This is a genomic window from Mesorhizobium sp. M0618, assembly GCF_040320765.1.
Lineage (GTDB): Bacteria > Pseudomonadota > Alphaproteobacteria > Rhizobiales > Rhizobiaceae > Mesorhizobium.
Map to the genome: position 1 here is coordinate 1 of NZ_JAMYQH010000035.1, position 26980 is coordinate 26980.

At 62.6% G+C, this 26980-nt stretch carries 22 protein-coding genes and 1 tRNA gene; 8 read left to right on the top strand and 15 right to left on the bottom strand.

Annotation, left to right across the window (positions count from 1 at the left end):
- Positions 1–100 precede the first annotated feature (100 nt).
- Positions 101–177, bottom strand: a tRNA-Pro gene (locus tag NKJ04_RS28275).
- 201 nt (positions 178–378) lie between these two features.
- Between NKJ04_RS28275 and NKJ04_RS28280 the strand changes: the two genes are divergently transcribed.
- Positions 379–1899, top strand: coding sequence for a phosphomannomutase/phosphoglucomutase (locus NKJ04_RS28280; protein WP_352550711.1), 1521 nt, complete (start codon positions 379–381; stop codon positions 1897–1899).
- Between the two features lie 11 nt (positions 1900–1910).
- Positions 1911–4148, top strand: a complete 2238-nt coding sequence (locus NKJ04_RS28285) for a mannose-1-phosphate guanylyltransferase/mannose-6-phosphate isomerase (protein ID WP_352550709.1) — start codon at positions 1911–1913, stop codon at positions 4146–4148.
- A 23-nt stretch (positions 4149–4171) separates the two neighbouring features.
- On the opposite strand, the gene betB is transcribed toward NKJ04_RS28285, so the two are convergent.
- The 5 genes from betB to betI are packed head-to-tail and all read right to left on the bottom strand — an operon-like array spanning position 4172 to position 10439.
- The gene (gene betB, locus NKJ04_RS28290) at positions 4172–5635 is read right to left on the bottom strand and encodes a betaine-aldehyde dehydrogenase (protein WP_352550707.1); all 1464 of its coding nucleotides are present in this window, start codon (positions 5633–5635) and stop codon (positions 4172–4174) included.
- Between the two features lie 45 nt (positions 5636–5680).
- Entirely contained in the window at positions 5681–7333 is a 1653-nt protein-coding gene (gene betA / locus NKJ04_RS28295) for a choline dehydrogenase (RefSeq protein WP_352678608.1), read from the bottom strand.
- A complete protein-coding gene (locus NKJ04_RS28300; RefSeq protein WP_352441319.1) occupies positions 7326–8327 on the bottom strand; it encodes a threonine/serine dehydratase family protein in 1002 nt (333 codons plus the stop codon). The genes betA and NKJ04_RS28300 overlap by 8 nt, the downstream gene beginning before the upstream one ends.
- Positions 8327–9853, bottom strand: coding sequence for a choline-sulfatase (gene betC / locus NKJ04_RS28305; RefSeq protein WP_352678611.1), 1527 nt, complete (start codon positions 9851–9853; stop codon positions 8327–8329). Before betC ends, NKJ04_RS28300 begins: the two co-directional genes overlap by 1 nt.
- Entirely contained in the window at positions 9843–10439 is a 597-nt protein-coding gene (gene betI / locus NKJ04_RS28310; RefSeq protein ID WP_352441317.1) for a choline-binding transcriptional repressor BetI, read from the bottom strand. The genes betC and betI overlap by 11 nt, the downstream gene beginning before the upstream one ends.
- A 200-nt stretch (positions 10440–10639) precedes the next feature.
- On the opposite strand from betI, the gene NKJ04_RS28315 reads away from it, so the two are divergent.
- Both NKJ04_RS28315 and NKJ04_RS28320 read left to right on the top strand, forming a co-directional pair.
- Positions 10640–11806, top strand: a complete 1167-nt coding sequence (locus tag NKJ04_RS28315) for an acetyl-CoA acetyltransferase (protein ID WP_127397353.1) — start codon at positions 10640–10642, stop codon at positions 11804–11806.
- 25 nt (positions 11807–11831) lie between these two features.
- On the top strand, positions 11832–12836 hold the full coding sequence (locus NKJ04_RS28320; RefSeq protein ID WP_352678615.1) for an asparaginase: 1005 nt from the start codon (positions 11832–11834) through the stop codon (positions 12834–12836).
- Here NKJ04_RS28320 and NKJ04_RS28325 read toward each other — a convergent pair.
- A complete protein-coding gene (locus tag NKJ04_RS28325; protein ID WP_352678618.1) occupies positions 12829–14205 on the bottom strand; it encodes a TIGR03808 family TAT-translocated repetitive protein in 1377 nt (458 codons plus the stop codon). The two genes, NKJ04_RS28320 and NKJ04_RS28325, sit on opposite strands and share 8 nt — an antisense overlap.
- Positions 14206–14326: 121 nt before the next feature.
- On the opposite strand from NKJ04_RS28325, the gene greA reads away from it, so the two are divergent.
- Positions 14327–14800, top strand: a complete 474-nt coding sequence (gene greA, locus NKJ04_RS28330; RefSeq protein WP_023812770.1) for a transcription elongation factor GreA — start codon at positions 14327–14329, stop codon at positions 14798–14800.
- On the opposite strand, the gene NKJ04_RS28335 is transcribed toward greA, so the two are convergent.
- From NKJ04_RS28335 to NKJ04_RS28350, 4 genes are all read right to left on the bottom strand, one after another.
- The gene (locus NKJ04_RS28335) at positions 14797–15183 is read right to left on the bottom strand and encodes a type II toxin-antitoxin system death-on-curing family toxin (protein ID WP_352678621.1); all 387 of its coding nucleotides are present in this window, start codon (positions 15181–15183) and stop codon (positions 14797–14799) included. The two genes, greA and NKJ04_RS28335, sit on opposite strands and share 4 nt — an antisense overlap.
- On the bottom strand, positions 15180–15410 hold the full coding sequence (locus tag NKJ04_RS28340; protein ID WP_081734931.1) for an AbrB/MazE/SpoVT family DNA-binding domain-containing protein: 231 nt from the start codon (positions 15408–15410) through the stop codon (positions 15180–15182). Before NKJ04_RS28340 ends, NKJ04_RS28335 begins: the two co-directional genes overlap by 4 nt.
- A gap of 128 nt (positions 15411–15538) precedes the next feature.
- Entirely contained in the window at positions 15539–17656 is a 2118-nt protein-coding gene (gene scpA / locus NKJ04_RS28345) for a methylmalonyl-CoA mutase (RefSeq protein WP_023812773.1), read from the bottom strand.
- Positions 17653–19095: a methylmalonyl-CoA mutase subunit beta gene (locus NKJ04_RS28350; protein WP_352678625.1), complete on the bottom strand. Its 1443-nt coding sequence runs from the start codon at positions 19093–19095 to the stop codon at positions 17653–17655. Before NKJ04_RS28350 ends, scpA begins: the two co-directional genes overlap by 4 nt.
- 329 nt (positions 19096–19424) lie before the next feature.
- On the opposite strand from NKJ04_RS28350, the gene NKJ04_RS28355 reads away from it, so the two are divergent.
- Entirely contained in the window at positions 19425–20972 is a 1548-nt protein-coding gene (locus tag NKJ04_RS28355; RefSeq protein WP_023812775.1) for a helicase HerA-like C-terminal domain-containing protein, read from the top strand.
- A 142-nt stretch (positions 20973–21114) separates the two neighbouring features.
- Here NKJ04_RS28355 and NKJ04_RS28360 read toward each other — a convergent pair whose 3' ends face one another.
- The 4 genes from NKJ04_RS28360 to NKJ04_RS28375 all read right to left on the bottom strand — a co-directional run bounded on the left by NKJ04_RS28360 (position 21115) and on the right by NKJ04_RS28375 (position 25185).
- A complete protein-coding gene (locus NKJ04_RS28360) occupies positions 21115–22164 on the bottom strand; it encodes a class I SAM-dependent methyltransferase (RefSeq protein ID WP_352678628.1) in 1050 nt (349 codons plus the stop codon).
- 158 nt (positions 22165–22322) lie between these two features.
- Positions 22323–23405 (bottom strand): alpha/beta fold hydrolase, encoded by a 1083-nt coding sequence (locus NKJ04_RS28365; RefSeq protein ID WP_352441365.1) that lies wholly within the window; start codon positions 23403–23405, stop codon positions 22323–22325.
- A gap of 121 nt (positions 23406–23526) precedes the next feature.
- Positions 23527–24351, bottom strand: a complete 825-nt coding sequence (locus NKJ04_RS28370; RefSeq protein WP_023812778.1) for a L,D-transpeptidase — start codon at positions 24349–24351, stop codon at positions 23527–23529.
- A 171-nt stretch (positions 24352–24522) separates the two neighbouring features.
- Positions 24523–25185, bottom strand: coding sequence for a haloacid dehalogenase type II (locus tag NKJ04_RS28375; RefSeq protein ID WP_352678631.1), 663 nt, complete (start codon positions 25183–25185; stop codon positions 24523–24525).
- Positions 25186–25342: 157 nt separating this feature from the next.
- On the opposite strand from NKJ04_RS28375, the gene NKJ04_RS28380 reads away from it, so the two are divergent.
- Together NKJ04_RS28380 and NKJ04_RS28385 are read left to right on the top strand one after the other, a co-directional pair.
- Entirely contained in the window at positions 25343–26221 is an 879-nt protein-coding gene (locus NKJ04_RS28380; RefSeq protein WP_127292503.1) for a branched-chain amino acid aminotransferase, read from the top strand.
- A gap of 106 nt (positions 26222–26327) precedes the next feature.
- On the top strand, positions 26328–26924 hold the full coding sequence (locus NKJ04_RS28385) for a superoxide dismutase (protein ID WP_023812781.1): 597 nt from the start codon (positions 26328–26330) through the stop codon (positions 26922–26924).
- Positions 26925–26980: the final 56 nt, after the last annotated feature.

The following is a 26980-nucleotide window of genomic DNA, read 5'->3' on the forward strand; positions in this document are numbered from 1 at the left end:
GGCCTCCACTCCAGCCAGCATCTTGAATCACAAAACAGACAAATCGGGAATCCCCTTCGATTCCATCAAGCCGTGAACCGCTCTAAGTGTCTGTTTTTTCTGGTCGGAGTGGCAGGATTTGAACCTGCGACCCCCTCGTCCCGAACGAGGTGCGCTACCAGGCTGCGCTACACTCCGTGACCAGACCGCGGGCTTATAGCCGCCACACTTCGTTCCTGCAAGCGGCATGGCGGCACTTCTGTCGCATTTCGTAGGCTTTCGTCGAGCATAGCCCTAAAGGCTCGGATTCCCTCCTGGGATAAACGTGGCTTAAAGCCTTCTGTGCTAAGCCGCAGTCCTCGACAACTCGTAATTTCCGTCACTCGGAGTTTTCCAGTCTTGTCCTTCAGCATCGTTGGCGACGCCCGGCCCAACAGTTTCGAATTCGAAACCGAAGCGCTGATCAAGGCGTCCGGCTTTCGCGAATATGATGCGCGCTGGTGGTTCGGCCATCCCGGTTCCGCGCAACTGCCGGAGCTCAATCTGATCGGCGTCCAGGCGCTCGGCATGGGGCTTGGCACGCTGATTCGCCGTGTCGGTGCCGGTCCCGATATCGTCACCGGGCATGATTTCCGCTCCTATTCGCTGTCGATCAAACTGGCGCTGGTGTCCGGTTTGATGGCAGCAGGCGCACGGGTGAGGGACATCGGACTGGCGTTATCGCCGATGGCCTATTTCGCCCAGTTCGCACTGGACGTGCCTTCGGTCGCCATGGTCACCGCCTCGCATAACGAGAATGGCTGGACCGGCGTCAAGATGGGCGCGGCGCGGCCGCTGACTTTCGGACCGGAAGAGATGAGCGCGCTGAAGGCGATCGTGCTGGCTGGTGATTTCGATCTCGTCGGCGGCGGCTCCTACGATTTCGTCCGCGATTTTCGCGCCACTTATCTCGACGATTTGACCCGCGACAAGCGCATCACGCGAAAGCTGAAAGTGGTCGCCGCCTGCGGCAACGGCACCGCCGGCGCCTTCGCGCCGCAAGCGCTGCAGCGCATCGGCTGCGAGGTCATCGCGCTCGACGTCGAGCTCGACCATACATTTCCGCGCTACAATCCCAATCCCGAGGACATGCGGATGCTGCATGCCATCCGGGACAAGGTGCTGGCATCAGGCGCCGACATGGGCCTTGGCTTCGACGGCGATGGCGACCGCTGCGGTGTCGTCGACAATGAAGGCAATGAAATTTTTGCCGACAAGGTCGGTGTGATGCTGGCAAGGGATATTTCCAGCCAGCATCCCAACTCGACCTTCGTCGTCGACGTCAAATCGACCGGCCTGTTCCATACCGACGCAATGCTGCGCGCCAATGGCGCCGTCACTGACTATTGGAAAACCGGCCATTCCTACATCAAGCGCCGCGTCGCCGAACTCGGTGCTGTCGCCGGTTTCGAAAAGTCGGGTCATTTCTTTTTCAATCCGCCGATCGGGCGCGGATATGACGACGGCCTGGTCACCGCCATCGCCATCTGCCAGATGCTGGATCGCAGCCCGGGCAGTTCGATGGCCGATCTTTATCGCGCGCTGCCGCTGACCTTTGGCACGCCGACCATGTCGCCGCACTGCGCGGACGAGGTGAAGTATGGTGTGGTCGAACGGGTGGTTGCCGATTTTCAGGCCATGAAGCGGGATGGAAGGGTTTTCGCTGGGCAGAAGATCGCAGACCTCATCACCGTCAACGGCGTGCGCGTCGTCGCCGACGACGGCACCTGGGGGCTGGTGCGCGCCTCGTCGAACAAACCGGAACTGGTCGTGGTGGTCGAAAGCCCGGTGTCGTCGCAGCGTCGACGGGAGATGTTCGAGGCTGTCGACGCCGTGCTGCGCCGCAGCTCCGAGGTGGGCGCCTACAACCAGACCTTTTGAATGGTAGTTGAATGACCGAGCGGATCGTCAGTTTTGTCATGAGCGGTGGCGTCGGCTCGCGGCTGTGGCCGCTGTCGCGCGAGGACAACCCCAAGCAGTTCCACGATCTGTCCGGCGACGGCTCGATGCTGGCCAAGACCTTGCGTCGGCTGACCGCCCGGCTGGAAGGCGGAACGCCGATCTTCCTGATCGCCGCGGAGCGCCATGCTGATCGCGTTCACGCCGATCTTGCTGGTCTCGACCTCGCCGGCGGCGGTCCGCTGTTCGAGCCGACCGGGCGCAACACAGCCGCCGCCGTCGCACTGGCGACGCTGCGCACACTGTCCGAATTCGGCGATAGCCTGGTGCTGGTGGTGCCATCGGATCACGAAATATCCACCGCAAGCCAATTCTGGCAGAGCGTAGAAGCCGGCACCGAGGCAGCACGCGAGGGCAGGCTGGTGGTGTTCGGCATCAAGCCGACGCAACCAGAGACCGGCTACGGCTATATCGAGGTCGCGGCCGAAAGCGGCGGCACCTTCGACGTGTCGCGCTTCGTCGAAAAGCCGGATATTGCGACTGCGCAGAGCTATCTCAAGGCCGGAAATTTCTACTGGAACACCGGCATCTTCCTGTTTCGCGCCCGCACCATGCGTGACGCCTTCATAGCGTTGCAGCCGGATATCTGGCAGGCCACCGAAGCAGCCTACAAGGCAGCGACATCGGATCTGTCCGGCCTTTACATGCCGCTGGAACTCTACGCCGCCATTCCGTCGAATTCGATCGACTACGCCATCATGGAGCGGGCAAAAGACATCGCCATGGTGCCGGCCGGCTTCCGCTGGAACGATCTCGGCTCGTGGCAGTCGCTGCTCGATGTCGGCCCCGCCGACGACCGGGGCAATGTCATCATCGGCGATGTCGTCGCTATCGATTGCGAGAATTCCTACATTCGCAGTGACGGCCGCCTGCTGTCGGCGATCGGCATGAAGGACATCGCCATCGTTTCGACATCGGATGCCACCTTCGTTGCCCCGGTCAGCCACAGTCAACACGTCAAGAAGATCGTCGAGCAGCTCGAAAAATCGGGTCGCCTGGAAACCAGGTTCACGCCGGCGCATGACCGCGTTATCGAAAGCGGCGCCTGGCGCCGGCGCGTGCATCACTGGCTGTTTCAGGAGACCTTGCCGCTGTGGTCGACATCGGGGGTCGACGAACGCCATGGCGGCTTTCACGAAGCGCTCGGCCTGGACGCCTCGCCGTTGATGAAGCCCAAGCGCATGCGCACCATGGCAAGACAGGTCTATGCTTTCGCCGTCGCCCGGGCGCGCGGCTGGGACGGCCCGGCCGATCGGTTGATCAGCCACGGCATCGCCTTCATGGCCGGCAAGGGCCGCACCGACAAAGGCGGCTGGGTTCGCACGCTGAATGTCGACGGTTCGGTCGCCGACGCCACCGAGGATGCCTACGATCATTCCTGCGTGCTCCTGGCACTGGCGCATGCGCATATGTCAGGCAATCCCGACGCCTTGCGCCTCGGCGAGGAAACCTTCGCCTTTCTCGATGCGCATCTCGAAGACAGCCGCATGACCGGCTTTCTTGAGACATCGGACGGCAAAGGCGAGCGCCGCTCCAACCCGCATATGCACCTGCTCGAGGCCTTTCTCGCCTGGCACCAGGCGACCGGCGAGCGCGCCCATCTGCGGCGCGCGGCACGTATCATCGACCTCTTCCGCAGTCATTTCTTCGATCCGGAAAGCTGGACGCTTGGCGAGTATTTCGATGCCGAATGGAAACCCTCCACCGGCGAGAAAGGGTCATGGACCGAGCCCGGCCACCATTTCGAATGGGCCTCTTTGCTGGTAGATTTCGCCGGGCGTAGCGGCCAGGCCGAGTTGAGCGGCTTTGCCCGAAAACTTTACGCGTCGGCCACTGCCAATGGCCTCAACCGCGCCACCGGGCTTGCCTATGGCGCCGTCTCCAGGCAAGGCCTGCCGCTCGACCTGATATCCCGCAGTTGGCCGCAGGCCGAAGCCGTGAAGGCGGCGATCGCGCTGGATGGCTCTGGCGGCCCCGATCTCAAGCCGGAAATCGAAGCGCGCGTCGGCCGGCTGTTCCGCTGGCACATCGACCCGGCGCCGCTCGGCCTGTGGATCGATCGCATCGACGAGCGCGGCCGCTCGCTGGCATCGGACGTTCCTGCCAGCATCTTCTATCATCTGGTCTGCGCGCTGACGCAGTATCTTGATGGGACGGTGGAGAAGGGATGAGCCCGTATTGAGAGGCCGGCCTCTCAATACGGGCTCGCTACATCCCCAGTCTCGACATACACCGACTTCAGCTGCGAATAGAGAGCCAGCGCTGCCAGCGAATTCTCACGTCCGATGCCTGACTGTTTGAAGCCGCCGAACGGGATTTCCACCGGCGTCAGATTGTAGGCGTTGATCCAGCAGGTGCCGGCCTGCAACTCGGCGATGACGCGGTGGGCGCGCGGCAGGTCGCGCGTGAAGACGCCGGCAGCGAGGCCGAACTCGGTGTCGTTGGCGCGGTCGATCACCTCGTCCTCGCCATCGAATTTCAGCACGCTCATCACTGGTCCGAAAATTTCTTCACGGGCGATGCGCATGCCATCGGTGACGCCGGTGAACACCGTCGGCTCGACGAAGAAACCGCCCTGAAAACCTTGCAACGAAGGCACGTTGCCGCCGCAGGCGAGAACAGCTCCGTCCTGCTTGCCGATTTCGATATAGCCGACCACCTTGTCGTGCTGCGCCCTGGAGACCAACGGGCCCATCTGGGTTTCGGGGTCGAGCGGGTCGCCGATGCGGATTTTTTTGGTTCGCTCGACAAGGCGCTCGACGAAGCGGTCGTGGATGCCGCTCTGCACGAAGACGCGCGTGCCGTTGGAGCAGATCTGTCCGGTCGAATAGAAATTGCCGAGCATGGCGCCGCCAATGGCGTTCTCGATGTCGGCATCGTCGAAGACGATCAGCGGCGACTTGCCGCCAAGCTCCATCGTCGCGTGCTTCATTTTCGAGCCGGCCAGCGACAGCACCTTGCGGCCGGTCGGCACCGAACCGGTCACCGAGACCTTGGCGACGACATCGTGGCCGACAAGCCCGGCGCCGACATCGCCATAGCCCTGCACCACATTGAACAGCCCGTCAGGCAGCCCGGCCTCGCTGTAGATTTCGGCCAGCGCCAGCGCCGACAGCGGTGTGTTTTCCGAAGGCTTGAACACCATGGCGTTGCCCATGGCGAGCGCCGGCGCCGATTTCCAGCCGGCGATCTGGATCGGGTAGTTCCAGGCGCCGATGCCAACGCAGACACCGAGCGCCTCGCGTCTTGTGTAGGCGAAGGGTCCGCCGAGATCGACCGACTCGCCATTGTAGGCGGCAACCGCACCGCCGAAATATTCAAGGCAGTCCGCCGCCGAAGGCGCGTCCGCCACCAGCGTTTCCTGGATCGCCTTGCCGGTATCGAGCGTCTCGATGCGGGCAAGGTCGGCATTTCGCGCGCGCAATATGTCGGCGGCGCGGCGCAGGATGCGCCCGCGCTCGACCGGTTTCAGCCGCGCCCAAGCGGGCTGCGCCGCCCGCGCTGCCTCGACGGCGAGCTCCAGCACGTTCGGCGTCGCCGAACGTAGCATGGCGATGGTCTCACCGGTTGCCGGATAGATGACCGGCAGCGGCGCGCCGCCTTCGTCCTCGATGTAGCGTCCATTGACATAGTGCGATGCCGTGGGCTGGGCGCGCATGGTTTTCTCCAGATGTATTCGCTACCAAGTCCGTTCGACAATGCCCTATCGATCCGCGACCTGCCAGCGCGGATTGATCCATGGTTCCTGGTTGGACGGCGCCAGCGGCGTGCGGCCAAGGATGTGGTCGGAAGCCTTTTCGCCGGTCATGATCGAGGGTGCATTGAGATTGCCGTTGGTGACGCGCGGGAAGATCGAGGAATCGGCGACCCGCAATCCTTCGACGCCGATGACCCGGCACTCCGGATCGACGACACTCATCATGTCGTCGGCGCGGCCCATCTTGCAGGTGCCGCAAGGATGGTAGGCGCTCTCTGCGTGATCCCTGATGAAGATGTCGAGATCGTCGTCCGACTGCACGTGGCTGCCAGGCGATATTTCCTTGCCCCGATAGGGGTCGAACGCCGACTGGCCGAAGATCTCGCGCGTCAGCCGGATGCAGTGGCGGAACTCCGCCCAGTCGTCGGCATGCGACATGTAGTTGAAGTGGATCACCGGCTTCGATTTCGGGTCCGGCGAGCGCAGCGTCACAGAGCCGCGCGACTTCGAGCGCATCGGCCCGACATGCGCCTGGAAGCCGTGCGACTTGGCCGCCGCCTTGCCGTCATAACGGACAGCCGCAGGGATGAAATGGTACTGGATATCGGGGTAGTCGACGCCGGCGCGCGAGCGCACGAAGGCCGCCGCTTCGAAATGGTTGGTGGCGCCAAGCCCGGTCTTGAGGAACAGCCACTGCGCGCCGATGAGCGCTTTCGAGAACGGATTCAGCACCGAATTGAGCGTGATCGGCAGCAATGATTCCTGCTGGATGTAGAGCTCCATATGGTCCTGCAGGTTGCGGCCGACGCCGGGTCTGTCGGCCACCACGGCAATGCCGTTTTCGCGCAAATGCTCGGCCGGGCCGATGCCGGACAGCATCAGGATCTTGGGCGAATTGATCGACGAGGCGGCGACGATCACCTCACGTCGCGCCTTAACGACCTGAATCTTTTTGTGAGCTTCGATCTCGACGCCGATGGCGCGTTGATTCTCGATGATCACCCGCCGCGCAAAGCCCTTGACCAGACTCACATTTTTGCGCTTCAGCGCCGGCTTCAGATAGGCTGATGCCGCCGACCAGCGGCGGCCGCCGCTGATGGTCTGCTCCATCGGCCCAAACCCTTCCTGCTTGGAACCATTGTAGTCGTCGGTCAGCTCGAACCCGGCCTGGCGTCCGGCCTCGACGAAGGCGCCGTAGAGCGGATTGCGGCGCGAGCCGCGCTGCACATGCAGCGGACCGCCGTGACCCCGCCAGCCATCCTCGCCGCCATCCGAGTCCTCCATGCGCTTGAAATAGGGGAGCACGTCGGCGAAGCTCCAGCCGGCCGCACCCTCTTCGGCCCAATGGTCGAAGTCGCGGGCATGGCCGCGCACATAGACCATGCCGTTGATCGAAGACGAGCCGCCGATGACCTTGCCGCGCGGCGTCGCCAGCACGCGGCCGCCGAGATGCGGCTCCGGCTCGCTGGCAAAGCCCCAGTCGTAGAGGCTCATGTTGAGCGGGATCGACAGTGCCGACGGCATCTGGATCAGCGGCCCGATATCGGTCCCGCCGAATTCGATGACGATGACCGAATGCTTGCCGTCCTCCGACAGGCGGTAGGCCATGGCCGAGCCGGCCGAGCCGGAGCCGATGATGACGAAATCCGCTTCAAGCATGGTTCATATGCGCCATAAAATCGGCGAGCGAGACATTGCCGCCGGTAGCCACAACCAGGACGGTTTTGCCCGCCACATCCACCTCGCCGCCGAGCAGTGCCGCCAGCGAGGCGGCGCCGGACGGTTCGAGCACCAGCTTCATGCGCTCGAACGCGATCCGCATCGCCCGGCGGACAGACGCGTCGTCGACGGTGATGCCGCGAACACCCGCGGTCTTGACCGCGGCAAACGGCGCGTCGCCTGGCCGTCGCGACATCAGTCCGTCGCAGATCGATTTCGGCCCGATTGGCATCGTCTCGATGGCGCCATGCGCCAGCGACGAGCCCATGCCGTTGAAACCTTCCGGTTCGACGCCGATGATCTCAGTGGCGGGCGACAGATAGTGGAAGGCAAGCGAAACGCCGCCGATCAGTCCGCCGCCGCCGACCGAGCAGAACAAAAGATCAGCGCTGGCACCTTTGGCTTCGAGTTGGTCGAGCGCTTCGAGGCCGGCGCCCGCCTGGCCGGCGACGATCTCCGGATCGTCGAATGGATGCAGCAGCGCCAGCCCCTCGGTCTCGGCGATCTCGCGTGCCTTGGCGGCCGCGACTTCCTCACGTGCGCGCTCGCCGTGGTCGGTCAGCACGACACGAGCGCCATAGCCTGCCGTGGCGTCGCGCTTGGCGGCCGGTGCGTCGATCGGCATGACGATGGTGACCGGAATGGCAAGCGCTTGGCCGGCGGCCGCCAGCCCTTGCGCGAAATTGCCGGAGGAGTAGGCGACGACGCCCTTCTTCGCTTCGTCAGCTGAAAGCTGCTTCAGCCGCCAATAGGCACCGCGCACCTTGAACGAGCCGGCCCATTGCAGCGATTCCGGCTTGATGAAGACGCGGGCCGCACCCGTCTCGCGGGCCAGTGCCGTCGATTCCAGCAGCGGCGTGATCTGCGTCGCCCTGGATGTGACGGCATAGGCCTGCTTGAGATGGTCGAGGGAGGGGACGAGAAGGTCTGACATCATTCGCCTCGCGGATACCTTTTGCTCTCTTCGAGATTGTCTAGGTTCATGTGATTGCGCATGTAACGCTCGGACGCTTTTTGCAGCGGCTGGAAATCCCAGGGGTAATAGGCGCCGTTGCGCAGCGCCGGATAGACGACCCAGCGGCGCGCCTGGCTTTCGCGGACAGCGGCGTCGAAGCCGGCCATGTCCCAGCGCGCCTGGACCTTGTCCATGAATACCGCCACTAGGTCCGCATTGGCCGCGTCGTCGGCCAGATTGTCCCGTTCGAGCGGATCGGCTTCGAGATCGAACAGTTGCGGCGGATCGAGTTCGCAATGGACGAATTTGTATCTGCCGTCGCGGATCGCCACCAAGGGCGCGTTGGAGCCTTCGGCGGCATATTCCATCAGCACAGGCGCGGTGCGTTTGATGCCCTCTGTGAGCGGCAGCAGCGACTGGCCGTCGGTCCACGGCGCGATCGCGGCGATGTCGATGCCGGCGAGGTCGCAAAGCGTCGGTGCCACGTCGAGATTGGAAACCGGCGTTTCGATCAGCCCGGCCGGCACACCCTTGCCCGCAATCATCAGCGGCACCCGCGCCGAGCCCTCGAAGAAGGTCATCTTGAACCACAGGCCGCGCTCGCCGAGCATGTCGCCGTGGTCCGAGCAGAACAGGATGATTGTGTCGTCGGCCATGCGGGTGCGCTCGAGAACATCCAGGATCTCGCCCAGCTTGTCGTCGACATAGGAGATGTTGGCGAAATAGCCCTGCCGCGAACGACGCACCTGTTCCGGCGTGATCTCGAAAGAAGGATAGTCGCTGGCGTGGTACAGCCGCTGCGAATGCGCATCCTGCTCGTCATGCGCGATGAACCCGGTTTCCGGATCCAGCGCCTGGCAATACTCATAGAGATCCCAATATTGCTTGCGCGCGACATAGGGATCGTGCGGGTGCGACAGCGAGACGGTGAGGCACCAGGGCCGATGGCTCGCATCGTCCTGTTCGCGCGAAAGCTGATAGAGCTTCTGTGTGGCCAGGAACACGACCTCGTCGTCATACTCCATCTGGTTGGTGATCTCGGCAACGCCGGCGCCGGTCACCGAGCCCAGATTGTGATACCACCAGTCGATACGCTCGCCGGGCTTGCGGTAGTCCGGCGTCCAGCCGAAATCGGCCGGGTAGATGTCGGTCGTCAGCCGCTCCTCGAAACCGTGCAACTGGTCCGGCCCGACGAAATGCATTTTGCCCGACAGGCAGGTGTAGTAGCCGGCGGCGCGCAGATGATGGGCAAAGGTGGGGATCGATGAGGCGAATTCGGCCGCATTGTCATAGACGCCGGTGCGCGACGGCAACTGTCCGCTCATGAACGAAGCACGCCCTGGCGCGCAGAGCGGCGAGGCCGTGTAGTTGTTGGCAAAGCGCGCCGAACGCGCGGCCAACGCTTTCAGATGCGGTGTGTGCAGAAACTCCGCCGGTCCGTCCGGAAACAGGGTTCCGTTGAGCTGGTCGACCATGACGATCAGAAAATTTCGCTTAATTGTCACTTTTGCGCCGCTCGCCGAGTTTTGTTTCGAGATAGTCCTCGACCAGCGCGATCGCGGTCGCGGCATCGGGCACGCCGTCTTTCAGCGCCCGCCTGATGTAGAGCCCGTCGATCATCGCCGCTGTCGCTTCGGCGGCGCGGTCGGCTTCGGCTCTGGGCAAGATGCCGACAAGCCCGCTCATCAGGTTCGAATGCAGTCGCCGCGCATAGACCCGGAGCAGTCGGCGCAACGCCGATGATTTCTGCGCCTCGACATAGAAGGCGAGCCAGGCGGCGATGGTTTCCGGCTGGAACTGGATGTCGGAGAAGTTGACAGCGACCACCGCCGAGACGCGCTCGCGCGCGGTGTTGGCCGAACCAAGGGCGCGCAACGTGTCGGCGGTCAGTTCGGCCAGGATGTGGCGCATCGTTGCCAGCAGCAGCTCGTCCTTGGCGCCGAAATAGTGATGGGCAAGGGCCGACGAAACCCCTGCGCGCCCGGCGATTTCGGACATGGTCACGTCGAGCGAGCCGCGCTCGCCGATCGCCGAGATCGTCGCGTCGATAAGCGCCTTGCGGCGCAGCGGTTCCATTCCGATTTTCGGCATCTTGCAATGATCCCTTTCGAGTAGGATTATTTTTTATTGACGGGTCAATCAACAAAAAAATCAGCACTGGCGTCGCCTGTACCAAGCGATTGTCTGCTCCCAGCCCTTCACGAGGCGAGCAGGATTGTTTATATTTGAACAATAGAGGCGAAATGCGCCGTGGCCCACATGCTAGGCTGGCGCCAAGGATGGAGACCGCCATGACCGCATGCATCGTTGGCTGGGCGCATTCGCGCTTCGGCAAGCTCGAGGGCGAAACGCTCGAGAACCTCATCGTCAAGGTCGCTACGGACGCGCTCGACCATGCCGGCATCGGTCCCGACGAGGTCGACGAGATCGTGCTCGGCCACTTCAATGCCGGCTTTTCGGCACAGGATTTTACCGCCAGCCTGGTGCTGCAGGCCGACGACCGGCTGCGCTTCAAGCCGGCGACGCGCGTCGAGAACGCTTGCGCCACCGGATCGGCGGCGGTCCGCCAGGGCATCCGTGCCATCGACGCCAATGCCGCTCGCATCGTGCTGGTGGTCGGCGCGGAGCAGATGACGACAACGCCGGGGCCGGAGATCGGCAAAAACCTGCTCAAGGCGTCCTATCTGCCCGAGGACGGCGAGACACCGGCGGGTTTCGCTGGCGTCTTCGGCAAGATCGCGCAGGCCTATTTTCAGCGCTACGGCGACCAGTCGGATGCGCTGGCCATGATTGCCGCCAAGAACCACAAGAACGGCGTCGATAATCCCTATGCGCAGATGCGCAAGGATTTCGGCTATGAGTTCTGCCGCCAGGAGAGCGAGAAGAACCCCTTCGTCGCCGGTCCTCTGAAGCGCACCGACTGCTCGCTGGTCTCCGACGGCGCCGCCGCCCTCATTCTAGCCGACACCGCGACTGCACTGAAGATGCGTCGTGCCGTTGCCTTCCGCGCCAACGAGCATGTGCAGGATTTCCTGCCGATGTCGAAGCGCGACATCCTGACCTTCGAAGGCTGCGAACAGGCCTGGACCCGGGCGTTGAAATCGGCCGGCGTGACGCTCGACGATCTGTCCTTCGTCGAAACGCATGACTGCTTCACCATTGCCGAACTGATCGAGTACGAGGCGATGGGCCTTGCCAAGCCGGGAGAGGGGGCCAAGCTGGCGCTGGACGGCACAACGGCTAGGGATGGTCGCCTGCCGGTCAATCCCTCCGGCGGGTTGAAGGCCAAGGGCCATCCGATTGGCGCCACGGGCGTGTCGATGCATGTCTTGACCGCCATGCAGCTTGTCGGTGAAGCCGGCGGCATCCAGGTGCCGGGCGCAAAACTTGGCGGCATCTTCAACATGGGCGGTGCGGCGGTGGCCAACTACGTTTCCATTCTCGACCGGATCAGATAAACCGCCCGCATTTACGGGAGGGTTCATGACAAATCCGGTTCTGATCGAAGTGTTGCGCGGCGCGATCGTCGAGAGCGCGCATCGCGGCTCAGTCGCGGTCTTCGATGGCGACGGCAAGCCCGTCTGGGAGATCGGCGACACGGCCAAGCCGGTGTTTCCGCGCTCCGCCGTCAAAGCGATCCAGGCACTGCCATTGGTCGAAAGCGGGGCGGCGGATGCCTATGGCTTCGGCAACCGCGAACTGGCGCTCGCCTGCGCCTCCCACTCGGGCGAGCCGGCCCATGTCGACCTTGCGCGATCCATGCTGGCCAAGGCCGGGCTGGACGGATCGGCGCTCGAATGCGGCACGCATTGGCCGTCCAATCATGACGCCGAGATTGCGCTCGCCCGCGCCGGCGGCTCGCCGAACGCATTGCACAACAATTGTTCCGGCAAGCATTCCGGCTTCCTCTGCACCTGCGTCCACGCCGGCATTGCACATCGCGGCTATGTCAAGCCGGGACATGGCCTGCAGGAGATGGTGCGCGACGCCATGCAATCGGTGACGGGCGCTGTCCATGGTGAGGACCAGCGAGCCATTGATGGCTGTTCGATCCCAACCTATGCGGTGCCGCTCAGGAGCTTCGCGCTCGGCTTTGCCCGCATGGCCACGACATCAGGTTTTGGCCCAGAGCGAGCCAAGGCTGCAAAGCGGCTGCTTTTCGCCTGCATGGCCGAGCCCTTCTTCGTTGCCGGTAGCGGCCGCGAAGACGTCGCGCTGATGCAGGCCGCACCAGGGCGGATTTTCACCAAAGGCGGCGCCGAGGGCGTCCATTGTGCCGCAATTCCGGAGCTCGGTCTCGGCATCGCGCTCAAATGCGACGATGGCGTCGGCCGCGCCGGCGAAGCCATGGTTGCCGCCGTCCTTGCCAAACTGTTGCGCGCCGACGAGGCCTTGGCGTTCAAGCTGAGCGAATTGGCAAACACGCCCATCGAAAACCGCAACGGTGCCAAGGTCGGGGCGCTGAGGCCGACAGCGGCCCTCAACTGACGTGATTGCGCTCGACGGTCAGATGCGCATAGCCGCTATCGTTTGACGAGGCGAGATCGCCTGTCGCCGGCTCGGCCCAGCGCTGCCCGACAACCGCTCCGTTCAGGGCGCCGTCGATGACATTGTCTGAAATGATGGCCGTACCGGCGCCCTCGACCACGGATACGACGATGCCGGTTCCGGCCTTGCGGATGATGTTGCCGGTGGCGACGACATTGCGCAGGTACGGGCCCCAGCCGATCTGCATGCCATAGAGCGGCGTGTTCTCGATGACGTTGTTGGAAACGGTTGTGTCGGCTTCGACGCCGATGCCAACGCCAAACCCTGGCGCGTCGGCAGGGTAGGGGCCGCTGGTCGACAGATTGCGCACAATGTTGCCCGAGCAGACGCCCATGCGGCCGCCTTCGTTGAAATTGACGATCGAGATGCCGTTGGCGGCACCGTCGACGATGTTGTTGCTGATGATGGCGCCTTCGAACGAGAATTCGGAATAGACCGCCGTTTCGCCCGAGCGCGAGCAGGTGTTGCCCGATATCTGCAGGTTGCTGGCGCTGTTGGCGCGGATCGCCGAGAAGGCGCAGTCCGAGACGATGTTGCCCGAGATGACGACATTGCCGGCGCGAAAGGCATTGATGCCGTTGCCGTTCTGCCCGGTTCCGCCGCCGCGTGCCTGGATCCGTTGGACGCGGTTGCCGGTGACCATGGTGCCGTCTTCCGCCGCCTGCCAGCGGTGCACGAGGATGCCGCCATTGGCGCAATCGGAGACGGTGTTGCCCGTGATAGACAGCCCGCCAGCCTCGACCGAGTAAATGCCGGCATCGGCGGCACCCGATATCTCGCTGCGCTCGACCCCGCCCGCCGCATGTTCCAGCGCCAGTCCGTTCTTGCCGCTGCCGGTGATCTGGCAATTGTCGATGGCGAGGTGCGCGATACGGCGCAGATCGAGCAGCCCTTGCGTGTAATCGCCCATCGTGCGGTTCGAACCATCGAAGACCAGACCGCTAAGTTCGATATGGTCGGCCTGTTCGGCCATGAACAGGTGGCCGTCACCGCCGTAAACGATGCGCGTCGCGCCCGGCACGCCGGAAAGACGCACGCGGCCGGGCAGCGAAAGATTGGAGACGACATAGGTGCCGGGCGGCAGGAATATCGGCATGTCGCAGCTGTTTGCGTCACGCAGGAGTTTGGCGAAGGCCTTGCTCTGATCGTCTGATGTGCCGGGCTGCACGCCGAGGTCGGTGGCATTGATCGAGCCGCGGATCGAGGCTTTCTCGATGCCAGTCAGGTTTGCGGCCACCGCCTTGCCAAGCGCAAGCCCCATGACGGCAAAGCCGGCGGTCCCGGTCAGCAGCGTTCGTCTGTTCAACATCGGCACAGAATCCCAGCGTTCAAGCCTGCTTATCGCAGGAATCGTGCCAGCCGTTCTGTCTCTCCTGCCGAGCGCGCGACAATGGCTTGTCGAGCAGCTTCTGCGGGCCTAAGTTCAGGAAATGAGCAGAGCTTTCACGCGCGAGGAAGACAGCGAAAATGCCATCGCCGGCGTCGGTGAACGGCCAGTCAGCCACCATCGCAATCTGGTGACAGAACGCGGCCTGACGCAGATTGAGGACAATCTCGCCGATCTGCGCGATATCTTGGCGAAGGCCGAACGCAAAGCCGACCGCGAGCGCATCGCGGTCGTGTCGCGCGACCTGCGCTATTGGACCGCCCGGCGTGAAAGCGCCGAACTCTCCGTACCGGAGCCGGGCAGTAACCTTGTGCGCTTCGGCATGGGCGTCACGATCGAGAGCAATGACGGCAGGAAGGTGCACTGGAAGATCGTCGGCGAGGACGAGGCCGATCCGGCCAAGGGCACGATTTCCCATGTGTCACCGATGGCTGTCGCCCTGTTCGGCAAGAAGGTCGGCGACTTGGCCAGCGTCAACGGCAAGGAATGGGAAATCGTCAAGCTTTCCGATGGCTAGTCTTCAAGCTTGACGACATGGTCGCGGAAGAAAGCGGCTGCACCGGCTTCATCGATCTCGCTGGCGGCAACCATCATAACCAACTGGATGATATCCGCAGGATCGGCTTCAATGCTCAACCCGTTGAAGTAGAGAAACAAGTCTGCTGCGGCAAAAGCAGTGCGTTTGTTGCCGTCAACGAAGGGATGGTTCTTGGCGATACCGAAGAGATACGCCGATGCTAATTCGCAGAGATCGGGCTCTCCATAGCTCTCTCTCTGTTGCGACCGGTGGAGCGCCGATTCCAGCATACCCTCATCGCGGATGCCCGGCGCGCCACCGTGAAGGCGCAATTGCTCAGTGTGAAGCGCCTCGACAAATTCTCGCGAATGATGCTGACTCACTTCGCTAGTGCGCGATAAGCAACTTCATATTTTTTCATCCGTTCGCGAGCTACCTTCATTTTGTTCTCAAATTCTTCAGGATCGCTCGCAAGCCGACGAAGCCGAAGCTCGCCTGCGTTCTCGGCGGCAACAAGCGTATCCCCTGCTCGAACATTTAGCCGGTCAAGCATTTCCCGGGGCAAAATCACGCCTTCGGAATTGCCGATTTTGCGTACGGTAATGTTCATTTGTGACCTCCTTCAGTCTCCTCCTGCACGGCTAGTGGACTTGAGTTAACGCTCAAGTCCACTAGCCGTGCAGGAGGAGACACTCTATATGCTGTTGCAACAGTGATTATAACGACAAACGTTGAATGTCAAGCCAGCAGCCGGTCCAACAAACGATCCGCTGCTTCCGGTATGACCGTGCCCGGCGGGAAGATCTCGGCAGCTCCCGCCTGCCGCACCGCGTCATAGTCTTGCGGCGGGATGACGCCGCCGGCGACGATCAGCATGTCGCCGCGGCCGAGCTTTTTCAGCGCGTCACGTAGTTCGGGGATCAGCGTCAGATGTCCCGCCGCCAGCGACGAGGCGCCGACGATGTGGACGTCCTGTGCGACCGCCAGCCTGGCGATCTCATCCGGTGTCTGGAACATCGCGCCGACGGTGACGTCGAAGCCGAGATCGGCGAAGGCCGTGGCGATGACCTTCTGGCCACGGTCGTGGCCGTCCTGACCCATCTTGGCGACCAGGATGCGCGGCTTGCCGCCGGTCTTCTTCTCGAAGGCGTCAAGCTTGTCCTGCAGACCCTCGACCACGGGATGATCGCCAAGCGCCTTGCGATAGACCCCGGAAATGGTCTGCACCGTGGCGACGTGGCGCCCAAACGCCCTTTCCAACGCGAATGAAATCTCGCCGACCGTGGCATTGGCGCGCGCGGCTCGGATGGCGAATTCCAGCAGGTTTTCATTGCCTTGCGCGGCACGGGTCAGCGCATCGAGCGCGCTTTCGACGGCGGCGACGTCGCGCGTGCCCTTCAGCCGTTGCAGCTTCGACAATTGCCGCGCCCTGACTTCGGCATTGTCGATCTTCAGCACGTCGACCTCGATGTCGGACTCGGGCCGATGGGCATTGACGCCGACCAGCATCTGCTCACCGGAATCGATGCGCGCCTGCGTGCGTGCGGCGGCTTCCTCGATGCGCAGCTTGGGTATGCCCTGTTCGGTCGCAGCGGCCATGCCGCCGAGCGCCTCGACCTCCTCGATATGGGCAAGGGCGCGCGCCGCCAGATCATGCGTCAGCCGTTCGAGATAGGCCGAACCGCCCCACGGGTCGATGATGCGCGTGGTGCCGGATTCCTTTTGCAGGATGAGCTGCGTGTTGCGGGCGATCCGCGCCGAATGGTCGGTCGGCAGCGCCATCGCCTCGTCGAAGGAATTGGTGTGCAGCGACTGGGTATGGCCCTGCGTTGCAGCCATCGCCTCGATCATGGTGCGGATGATGTTGTTGTAGGGATCCTGCGCCGTCAGCGACCAGCCAGAAGTCTGGCAATGGGTGCGCAGCGACAGCGAGCGCTCGTCCTTGGGCGAAAAATTCTTCTGCATCAGGGTCGCCCACAACAGGCGCGCAGCCCGCAGCTTGGCGACTTCCATGAAGAAATTCATGCCGATGGCCCAGAAGAAGGACAGGCGAGGCGCAAAGCGGTCGATGTCGAGGCCCGCCGCGACGCCGGCGCGGGCATACTCGATGCCATCGGCGATCGTGTAGGCGAGCTCAAGGTCGGCCGTCGCGCCGGCCTCCTGCATGTGATAGCCGGAGATCGATATCGAATTGAACTTCGGCATGTTCTTCGATGTGTATGAGAAGATGTCCGACACGATCCGCATCGAAGGTTTCGGCGGATAGATGTAGGTGTTGCGGACCATGAATTCCTTCAAAATGTCGTTCTGAATGGTCCCGGCGAGATCCTTCTGCGCAACGCCTTGTTCTTCCGCAGCGACGATGTAAAGCGCCATGATCGGCAGCACCGCGCCGTTCATCGTCATCGATACCGTCATCTCGTCGAGCGGAATGCCGTCGAAGAGCTGCCGCATGTCGAGGATGGAATCGATGGCGACGCCCGCCATGCCGACATCGCCGGCAACGCGCGGATGATCGCTGTCATAGCCGCGATGCGTGGCGAGATCGAAGGCGACCGACAACCCTTTCTGGCCGGCGGCAAGGTTGCGTCGGTAAAAAGCGTTGGAATCTTCGGCCGTCGAGAAACCGGCATATTGCCGGATCGTCCAGGGCTGCTGGACATACATGGTCGGGTAGGGGCCGCGCACGAAGGGCGGCAGGCCGGGATAGGTGTCGAGATGCGGCAGCCCCTTGAGATCGCTTTGATTGTACAGATGCTTGGCAATGAGCCCTTCCGGCGTGGTCCGCTGGCCTTTGACCTCGACAGGCGTGCGGCGTGGCGGGATCCAGCCGATCTGGCCGAAGTCCGGGATCAAGAGCCGGCTCCGATCGATTGGTCGATGCGGACTGGAAACAGCGGCTCGCAGACGGCAACGCCTTCGGTGAAGGCCGGTCGCCGTTCCGCCGCCAGCGTCTCGACCGGGCGTTCGTCTTTTGATGGATAGAGCGTGGTGCCGATGATGGCCCGTTCACCTGTGCGGTAGGCTGCATTGCGCTGCTCCGCCGCTGCGTGGACGCGCTTCTGGATGTGTCCGTCCTGAAGGCTGGACAGGACACCGCCCTCGGCTTCGATCGTCTGCAATTCCGCCCAGGCCAGCTCGCACAATTCCATGGTCAGCGCCTCGACAGCGCCGGAACCATAGGCGGGATCGGCGACATGATCGATATGGCTTTCATTGGCCATGATCAGCTGCGTGTTGCGGGCAACACGACGGGCAAAACCCGCCGGCAGACCATGCGCGATCGTGTGCGGCAGGATGGAGATCGAATCGGCGCCGCCGCACGCCGCAGCAAAGCATGCAATGGTGGTACGCAGGATGTTGGTCTCCGGGTCCATCGCCGTCATCATGCGAAACGACGTCTCGGCATGGATACTGGCCGTGGATGTCGGGATCGAACAAGCCTCCTGCACCCGCGCCCAGAGCCTGCGCAGCGCCCGCATCTTGGCTATCGACAGCAACTGGTCCTGGTCGACGCTGAGTGCAAAACCGATATGAGGTGCGGCATAGACAAGCGGCTGCCGCGCCGTCTCGAACATTCTGAGGTAGGAGACAGCCGAAGCCAGCATGATGCCAAGCTCCTGTGCTTCCGTGGCGCCGGCATTGTGGAACACGCGCCCGTCAGCTTCCAGCAGCACGCCCGGAACGCCCATCGCGAAGAAATGCGCCAGCGACTGCGGCATGGAGGCCTGCAGCGCCTCGATCGACATGCGCAGCCGACCGGTTCCCGCGAAGATCGCCGCTGGATCGATGCCGAAGGAGAGGTTGAGTTTTGCCGGGTCCGACCGCCGCTTGCTCAGGAAAGCGACCAGCCAGTCGGCCACGGCGCGGCTCCAGGGATGGGCGTCGATGCGAACCTGGATGCGGTTGAGCGGTATGCCGTCCAGCACCACCTCCAGCGCCTCCGCCGTTCTCGGCAAGCCGTATCCGAACGCGTTCGGCGCCCCCTCGAAGACCAGCGACAATCCCGTGGCACCCTGTGCCACATCCTCCAGCGCTTGGCTTCTGGCGCGGTTGGTGTCGGGATCGTCGACTCGCTGGCTGACGATCCATGGCGATTTCGGGTTTGCGCGCACAATCGGTTCCGCCGCAGTGCTGCGGTCGTAGAGCGGTTCGATACGGATGTTGTCGTCGCTGTGCGAGACCAGCCTTTCCTCGAAGGTAGCGCCTGCCAAAGCCTTTTCCGCCAAGGCGAGCCATCGCTGGCGCTCGATGTTTTCGGGTTCCACGTCCTGGATCAAGGCTCCGGCGCCCATCCGTCCTCCTCATTTCATGCGGCCGCACCGGCCGGGAGCGGTCCAGTCTACGGTCCCCGGTCCGATATCGCAATGCAATGCGCTTCCAGAGACCGGATTCGATCCATCAGATATAGGTCAGTCCGCGAGGACGACGATTGCCAAACAGCGGCAAAATCCGCAAGCTCCAAAAACCCGATTTGAGCGAATGGGGCCGATTTGGACGAATGGCCCGGATTTGGACGAATGGCCCGGATTTGGACGAATGGCATTGTCGCTGTGCAATGGCCTCACTATACCTGCGGCAAGGCCACTGGCTTTAGACACATCAGTTTGCGGAGACCGTGCATATGGCTGACGACAGCAGTATTTTCATCGGCGCCAGCCGCAAGCCCGACGACAGCTATCAGCGTGCCGAGCAGCTGTTGCTGCAATATGGGAATCGTCATGGCCTGGTGACGGGCGCCACCGGTACCGGCAAGACAGTCACCTTGCAGATCCTGGCCGAAGGATTTTCCAACGCCGGCGTGCCGGTGTTCTGCGCTGACATCAAGGGGGATCTGTCGGGCATCGCGATGATGGGCACGGCACAGGATTTCCTCGTCAAGCGGGCCGAACAGGTCAAGCTCGATCCTTATGACTTCCAGGAATTCCCCGTTATCTTCTGGGACTTGTTCGGCGAGCAGGGTCATCCGATCCGCGCCACGGTCTCGGAAATGGGGCCGTTGTTGCTATCGCGCCTGATGAACCTGACCGAGGCGCAGGAAGGCATCATGAACATCGCCTTCCGCCTGGCTGACGAGGAAGGCCTGCTGCTGCTCGACATGAAGGACCTGCAGGCGCTCTTGGCCAACATCGCCGAGCGTGCCGACGAGATCGGCTCACGCTACGGCAATGTGACGAAGCCATCGGTCGGGGCGATCCAGCGCACGCTGCTCGTCCTGGAGCAGCAGGGCGCGGCGAACTTCTTCGGCGAACCGGCACTGCGTATCGCCGATATCATGCGCACCACCCGCGACGGACGCGGGGCCATCAGCGTGCTTGCCGCCGACAAGCTGATGATGAATCCGCGGCTCTACGCGACCTTCCTGCTATGGCTGATGTCGGAACTGTTCGAGGTGCTGCCGGAAGTCGGCGACCCCGACAAGCCGAAGCTGGTGTTCTTTTTCGACGAGGCGCATCTTCTGTTCGACGAAGCACCCAAGGTGCTGATCGATCGCGTCGAACAAGTGGTCCGACTGATCCGCTCGAAAGGCGTCGGCGTCTATTTCGTCACGCAGAATCCTTTGGATATCCCTGAAAAAGTCCTGGCCCAGCTCGGCAATCGCGTCCAGCACGCGCTGCGCGCCTATACGCCGCGTGAGCAGCAGGCAGTCCGGACGGCAGCCGAGACGTTTCGGCCAAATCCCGATTTTGACTGCATGACCGCCATTACCCAGCTTGCCACAGGCGAAGCGCTGGTCTCGACGCTGGAGGCCAAGGGTGTTCCGTCCATGGTGCAGCGGACGCTTATCCGCCCGCCATCCTCGCGGCTTGGACCCATAACTGCCGCTGAGCGGCAAAAGCTGATCCAGGAAAGCCCGGTCGCCGGCCAGTACGATCAGGCCGTCGACCGCGAATCGGCTTTCGAAATGCTGCAAAAAAAGGCCAAGGACGCGCAGGATGCCGAAGAGCAGGCCCAGCAGGCCGGCAGCGGCGGCTCGCGCTGGACCATTCCGGGCTTCGGCAATGACGATCCCGCGCCGCAATCGGGTGGCAGGCGCACATCTGCACCGCGCCCGTCCAACCGCCAGACGGTGGCCGAGGCGGCGATCAAGTCGGTGGTGCGCTCGGTCGGCTCGTCGGTCGGCCGGGCAATCGTGCGCGGGATATTGGGCAGTCTTTCCAGGGGGCGGTGAGCTTCGGATCTGAGGCAGAGGCATCCGCTTTGGCGAAATGCCCGTGGCTTGAAGCCGCATCGGATAGGCGGCATTGAGCCGGTTTTGGCGGACAGACGTTGGTTGGCCGGTTCGAGGAGGGCCCGAACCGACCTTTTCTGCGTCAGGTCGCTTCGAGCACCATGTTGAGTGGGGTCTGGGCAGCCCGCCGGACACGAGAGAACCCACCCGACCGGATCACTTCCGTCAGCCGGTTCTCTCCTGCTTGAGCTCCGAGCGCGAGGCCCGTCTCCTGTGCCAGTGATGTGGGAACGCAGATCATCGTCGAGGCCGAGTAGTACAGCCGTCCGACCGGATTGATATTTTCCTCCAGAGTATCTCCCGCCATGGGTTCGACGATCATCCAGGTGCCGCCCTCTTTTAGCGATTTGCGAATATGCACCGCCGCGGCCTTTGGGTCGCCCATATCGTGCAGGCAGTCGAAGCAGGTGATCAGATCGAAGCCACGCCCGCCAAAATCTTGCGCCCGGCCGACCTCGAAATTCAGGTTCGTCAGTCCGTACGACCGGGCATGCGCGGTCGCGGCGGCAATCGAGGCCGGATGGAAGTCGTAACCTATGAAGCGGGAGGCGGGGAAGGCCTGCGCCATCAGGATCGTCGACAGACCGTGCCCACACCCAACGTCGGCCACCGATGCCCCTGCCTTCAACGTGGCGACGACACCGTCAAGCGCCGGCAGCCAGTCCTTCACCAGGGCATTGACATAACCCGGCCGAAACAGACGTGACACGGCGCAAAACAGACACCCTGCCTGATCGCCCCAGGCAACGCCTCGCCCGGTCCTGAAAGCCGATTCCACTTTTGGCTGGTTCTCGACCATAGCAGCCGCGGTGTCGAAACCGCCAATCAGATGGACCGGGCTGTCGGGTTCGGCAAATACGAATGACTGCTCGGGCGTCAGCGAAAACCGTCCATGTTCATAGTGCACGTAGCCGGACGCCGCCTGCGCCGACAGCCATTCGCGAACGTAGCGACGCGCGCATCCTGCAGCATCGGCAAGTTCGTCGGCCTTCGCAGGGCCGATTTCCTTGAGCGTTTTGTAGAGACCCAGCGCATCTCCGATCCGAACCAACGGCACGCTGACCGCACCACCAAGGTCGCCCAGAACGCGGCCTACCAATTCATTGAGCCTGGTTTCATTGAGTTGCGTCATGTCGGGTTCCTCCTGATCTTCGGACGACGGCTTGTCGCTCCGCCGATTCCGAGGATGAGACCCCCTCTGATGATGGGCATGATGCAGCAGTCCCGTGGGGGAAGTGAAAGCGAATGCAAATAGGGACAGAAGTCCCTTATTTGTGGTCTGCGAGGAACTCAATCGGGCTGGGGCGCTCGCTCTCTGTCGGACAGCGTCATCACGATTGCCTGCGATCGGCTGTGGACGCCGAGCTTGCTGAAAATCATCGACAGTTGATTGCGCACGGTCTTCACGCTCTTGCTCAAGCGCTGCGCGATCGCGCGGTTGTCCAGCCCCTGTTTGACCAGATCCAGAAGCGCCGCCTCGGCAGGTGTCAGGCCGGCCTCTCGGATTGCGCGCGGCTGCCTGGGCCGCTCATGTCCGAGGAAGGCATCGAGTTCATCCTGGAACACCTTCCAGGCTGGCTCGGTCGGCAGGAGAACATGATTCTTGCTTTCAAGCGGCAGGAAGCGCGCTCCAGGGATCGCTGCGGCAAGCTTGCAGCCTTCATCGAACGGCACGCGCATGTCCCCGCGGCTGTGCGCGATCAACGTCGGGACGCGGAGTTTCACCGCGAGGTCGAGGACGTCGATCCCCTGCATCTGCCAGAGCAGGCGGGCGGCTACGTCGGCGCTTGCCGTCACGCGCTCAAGATCGCCCCACCAGCGGTGCTGTTCTTGTGTCCCGTTGGGAATGAAAAGGTTGGTGAAGAACTGGCAGAACGCAGGATTTTCGCGTCCCCAGCCAATGCGCACGAAATTGACGAGTGTTTCGGCTTCCAACCGCTCGGCCTCGGTCTGCGCTCGAACTCTCGCACCCTGGCCGTAGGCATTCAGCAGCACCAGATGCGACACCCGCTCAGGATGCCGCAGCGCATAGGCGATGCTGAGAGCGCCGCCTTGCGAAAGACCGAGCAGAACGAAACTTGGCTGCTCGATGGTCGCCGTCACGGCGTCCAGGTCTGCGTGCCACGCTTCGATCGAGAGGTCGGCGACATGGCGATCCGACAGACCGCAACCGCGTGGATCGTAGCGCACAAACTGGTTGTGGGCCGAAAGGGCCTGGAGCCATGGCCGCCAAACCGGGCTTTCGAGATCATAATCGACATGGCTCAGCCAGTGCGCCGCCCGAACGATCACCTTGCCTTCCCCGCATGATGCGACAGCGATGCGGGTACCGTCCTCGGACGTGCAGAACCGTATGCTCTGGCTGAGTTTCATCACCACAGAATATCGCAGTGGGCCGCCACGCGACAGACCGGTCTCCGCCGATGCAGAATCGGTTCCGTTTCAGAGAGACAATCCGGTGAAGGAGCGTCGTAACCGCCGCCCCTTCGCCTGCTCAGAAGATCGAATTGGTAATCGCCTTGACCGGTCCAAGTAGCACCGAACCGTCCGGCACGCCGGCGTCGATCGGGATCGCCTGTCGGTTGGCCGTCGCCACCATGGGTTGGCTGGCGTCGCTGGTCACGACGACCGGCGTCTTCGAGGGCACGCGATCATAGAGGTCGATAATGTCCTGGTTCATCAGACGCACGCAGCCTGACGATACCGACTTGCCGATCGACCGCCATTCAGGCGAGCCGTGCAGACGATAGAGCGTGTCGACATTGCCCTGGAACAGATAGAGCGCGCGTGCGCCGAGCGGGTTCTTCAGGCCGCCGGGCATGCCGCCATTGTCGGCGCTGTAGGGCTTCAATTCCGGCTGGCGGGCTATCATTTCGTCCGGCGGCGTCCACTTTGGCCATTTCTGCTTCCACTGAACGACGGCGTCGCCGGACCATTCGAAGCCGGCGCGGCCAAGGCCGACGCCGTAGCGTATCGCCTGACCGCCTGGACGAACCAGATAAAGGAAGTGGCCGGTGGTATCGACGACTATGGTTCCCGGCTTCTGTCCCGTCGGGTCGGGAACGATCTGACGCAGGAACTGCGGATCGATCTTGTCGACGGGGATGGCCGGCAAATCGAAGCCGCCGTCGCTGACTGCCGCGTACATCGTCACATAATCGGTCAGGGGCGGTTCGACATAGGCTGGCGGCGGCGGCTCGACCGGGCCCGGCCCGGTAGTGGCGCATGCGGAAACCGCGATCGAAGCGGCGCCCAGGGCTGCGGCGTTGAGAAAGCCGCGACGGCTCAGGCGAAAAGATTCGATTTCGGTTATGGACATGGTTGCCTTCTTTAAGTCTCAAATCGCAACAAAGCGTGAATTCGCCGACAGTTCCGCGGGGTGCCTGACAACACCTGGGGCGATAGGCGGTTCCGATTCTGGCCCGAACGTGGGCAAACAAAGGCGAAGCTGTGACCGAGCCGCTACTGTGGCGCCAGAGACACAGGTCTCCTAGCTGCCGGGCACAAGGGCTTCGAGCGATGGCAGGATAAGGGCCGGTGGGAAGTCCGGATATTCTTCGGGCTGGTTGGAGCGGTTGATCCACACCGTGCGAAAACCGAATCTGGTGGCGCCTGCAATGTCCCAGCGGTTGGAGGACTGGAAGGAAACCGCGCCGGGGTAGAGGCGCCAGCCGGTGGCGACCATATCGTAGACAGCCGGATCGGTCTTGAAGCGCCGCACCCTGTCGACGGAATAGATGTCATCCAGAACCTGGTCGAGCGCGGCGGATTTGACCGCTGCCTGCAGCATTTCGGGCGAACCGTTTGACAGAATCGCCAGCCTCGCTCCCGAAGCCTTGAGCGCCTTGAGCACGGCCGGCACTTCCGGATAGCAATCCAGCCGCCAGTAGGCATCCAGCAATATCGCCTTGAGACCGGGGTCGGCCGAGGGAACCTTGCGCAAGGCGAAATCGAGCGCCTGTTCGGTCAGTTGCCAGAAATCGGCATAGGCGCCCATCAGCGTGCGCACCCAGGAATATTCGAGCTGCTTGGCGCGCCAGATCTCCGACAACAATTGGCCGTCCGGCCCGATCCGGTCGGCATGACGGCGCACGGCGGCATGCACGTCGAACAGTGTGCCATAGGCGTCGAAGACATAGGCGGCGTATTGCATGACAACAGTTTTGAGGGCAGGTGCGACAAGGTGCAAGCTTTGATTGCATTGCGCCCCGGCACTGGCCTCAACAAAACTCCATGATGCCGGTTGACGGCGCCCGCCAAAGCATCTTCCAATGGCCCTCACACGAGACCGATTGAGGCGGGACGACAAGATGACACTGGCGGCTGCGGCGCAATCCGCGACATGGACTTTCGTCGATGGTGATTGGCACGAGGGCAACGTCGCCATTCTGGGGCCGCGCAGCCATGCCATGTGGCTCGGCACCAGCGTGTTCGACGGCGGCCGCTGGTTCGAAGGCGTGGCGCCGGATCTCGACCTCCATGCCGCCAGGGTGAATTCCTCGGCGATCGCGCTCGGCCTGAAGCCGAACATGAGCGCCGACAAGATCGTCGGGCTGACATGGGATGGGTTGAAGAAGTTCGACGGCAAGACGGCGGTCTATATCAGGCCGATGTACTGGGCCGAGCATGGCGGCTATATGGGCGTGCCGGCCGATCCCGCCTCGACCCGCTTCTGCCTTTGCCTCTATGAATCACCGATGATTCCGGCGACTGGCTTTTCGGTGACCGTGTCGCCGTTCCGGCGTCCGACCATCGAAACCATGCCGACCAACGCCAAGGCCGGCTGCCTTTACCCCAACAACGGTCGGGCCATTCTCGAAGCCAAGATGCGCGGCTTCGACAACGCAATGGTGCTCGACATGCTGGGCAACGTCGCCGAGACCGGAACCTCGAACATCTTCCTGGTCAAGGACGGTCACGTCTTTACGCCTGCGCCGAACGGCACCTTCCTGTCCGGCATCACCCGCTCGCGCACGATAACGCTGCTCGGCGAATATGGCTTCAGGACCACGGAAAAGACGCTGTCGGTGCGAGATTTCCTCGAAGCGGACGAAATTTTCTCGACCGGGAACCATTCCAAGGTGGTGCCGGTCACGCGTATCGAGGATCGCAATCTGCAACCCGGGCCGGTGGCCAAAAAGGCGCGCGAACTCTATTGGGCTTGGGCGCATTCGACTTCCGCTGCTTGAGCGGATAAAAAGGCGACCGACGCTTCATCCGGAGTTGTCCCAATCCATTCCAGACCTATCTTACTCCGGTATCGACACCGGATTTTTCCACGAGGGAGTACTATCCATGGCCTTTGAATTGCCCGCTCTGCCTTACGACTATGAGGCCTTGCAGCCTTACATGTCGAAAGAGACGCTGGAATATCACCACGACAAGCACCACAAGGCGTATGTCGATAACGGAAACAAGCTCGCCGCCGAGGCCGGCTTGGGTGATCTGTCGGTCGAAGAGGTGGTCAAGCAGTCGTTCGGCAAGAATGCCGGCCTCTTCAACAATGCTGCCCAGCACTACAACCATATCCATTTCTGGAAGTGGATGAAGAAAGGCGGCGGCGGCAACAAGCTGCCGGGCGCCTTGCAGAAGGCAGTCGATAGCGATCTTGGTGGCTATGACAAGTTCAAGGCCGACTTCATTGCCGCCGGCACGACTCAGTTCGGTTCCGGCTGGGCCTGGGTCTCGGTCAAGGATGGCAAGCTGGCGATCTCGAAGACGCCGAACGGCGAAAACCCGCTCGTCCATGGCGCGTCGCCGATCCTCGGCGTCGATGTCTGGGAGCATTCCTATTACATCGACTATCGTAACGCCCGGCCGAAATATCTCGAGGCGTTCGTCGACAGCCTGATCAACTGGGACCATGTCCTCGAATTGTACGAAAAGGCCTGATGCATGTCGCCCAAAAGTGCGCAGCGGTTTTGGGATAACGACATGCACGAAAACAA

What these genes read in the sequence shown, in the direction of transcription:
- NKJ04_RS28285 (WP_352550709.1), top strand. Translation starts at nt 1,911, where the DNA reads ATGACCGAGCGGATCGTCAGTTTTGTCATGAGCGGTGGCGTCGGCTCG.
- betB (WP_352550707.1), bottom strand. Translation starts at nt 5,635, where the DNA reads ATGCGCGCCCAGCCCACGGCATCGCACTATGTCAATGGACGCTACATC.
- betA (WP_352678608.1), bottom strand. Translation starts at nt 7,333, where the DNA reads ATGCTTGAAGCGGATTTCGTCATCATCGGCTCCGGCTCGGCCGGCTCG.
- NKJ04_RS28300 (WP_352441319.1), bottom strand. Translation starts at nt 8,327, where the DNA reads ATGTCAGACCTTCTCGTCCCCTCCCTCGACCATCTCAAGCAGGCCTAT.
- betI (WP_352441317.1), bottom strand. Translation starts at nt 10,439, where the DNA reads ATGCCGAAAATCGGAATGGAACCGCTGCGCCGCAAGGCGCTTATCGAC.
- NKJ04_RS28315 (WP_127397353.1), top strand. Translation starts at nt 10,640, where the DNA reads ATGACCGCATGCATCGTTGGCTGGGCGCATTCGCGCTTCGGCAAGCTC.
- NKJ04_RS28320 (WP_352678615.1), top strand. Translation starts at nt 11,832, where the DNA reads ATGACAAATCCGGTTCTGATCGAAGTGTTGCGCGGCGCGATCGTCGAG.
- NKJ04_RS28325 (WP_352678618.1), bottom strand. Translation starts at nt 14,205, where the DNA reads ATGTTGAACAGACGAACGCTGCTGACCGGGACCGCCGGCTTTGCCGTC.
- greA (WP_023812770.1), top strand. Translation starts at nt 14,327, where the DNA reads ATGAGCAGAGCTTTCACGCGCGAGGAAGACAGCGAAAATGCCATCGCC.
- NKJ04_RS28340 (WP_081734931.1), bottom strand. Translation starts at nt 15,410, where the DNA reads ATGAACATTACCGTACGCAAAATCGGCAATTCCGAAGGCGTGATTTTG.
- NKJ04_RS28350 (WP_352678625.1), bottom strand. Translation starts at nt 19,095, where the DNA reads ATGGGCGCCGGAGCCTTGATCCAGGACGTGGAACCCGAAAACATCGAG.
- NKJ04_RS28355 (WP_023812775.1), top strand. Translation starts at nt 19,425, where the DNA reads ATGGCTGACGACAGCAGTATTTTCATCGGCGCCAGCCGCAAGCCCGAC.
- NKJ04_RS28360 (WP_352678628.1), bottom strand. Translation starts at nt 22,164, where the DNA reads ATGACGCAACTCAATGAAACCAGGCTCAATGAATTGGTAGGCCGCGTT.
- NKJ04_RS28365 (WP_352441365.1), bottom strand. Translation starts at nt 23,405, where the DNA reads ATGAAACTCAGCCAGAGCATACGGTTCTGCACGTCCGAGGACGGTACC.
- NKJ04_RS28370 (WP_023812778.1), bottom strand. Translation starts at nt 24,351, where the DNA reads ATGTCCATAACCGAAATCGAATCTTTTCGCCTGAGCCGTCGCGGCTTT.
- NKJ04_RS28375 (WP_352678631.1), bottom strand. Translation starts at nt 25,185, where the DNA reads ATGCAATACGCCGCCTATGTCTTCGACGCCTATGGCACACTGTTCGAC.
- NKJ04_RS28380 (WP_127292503.1), top strand. Translation starts at nt 25,343, where the DNA reads ATGACACTGGCGGCTGCGGCGCAATCCGCGACATGGACTTTCGTCGAT.
- NKJ04_RS28385 (WP_023812781.1), top strand. Translation starts at nt 26,328, where the DNA reads ATGGCCTTTGAATTGCCCGCTCTGCCTTACGACTATGAGGCCTTGCAG.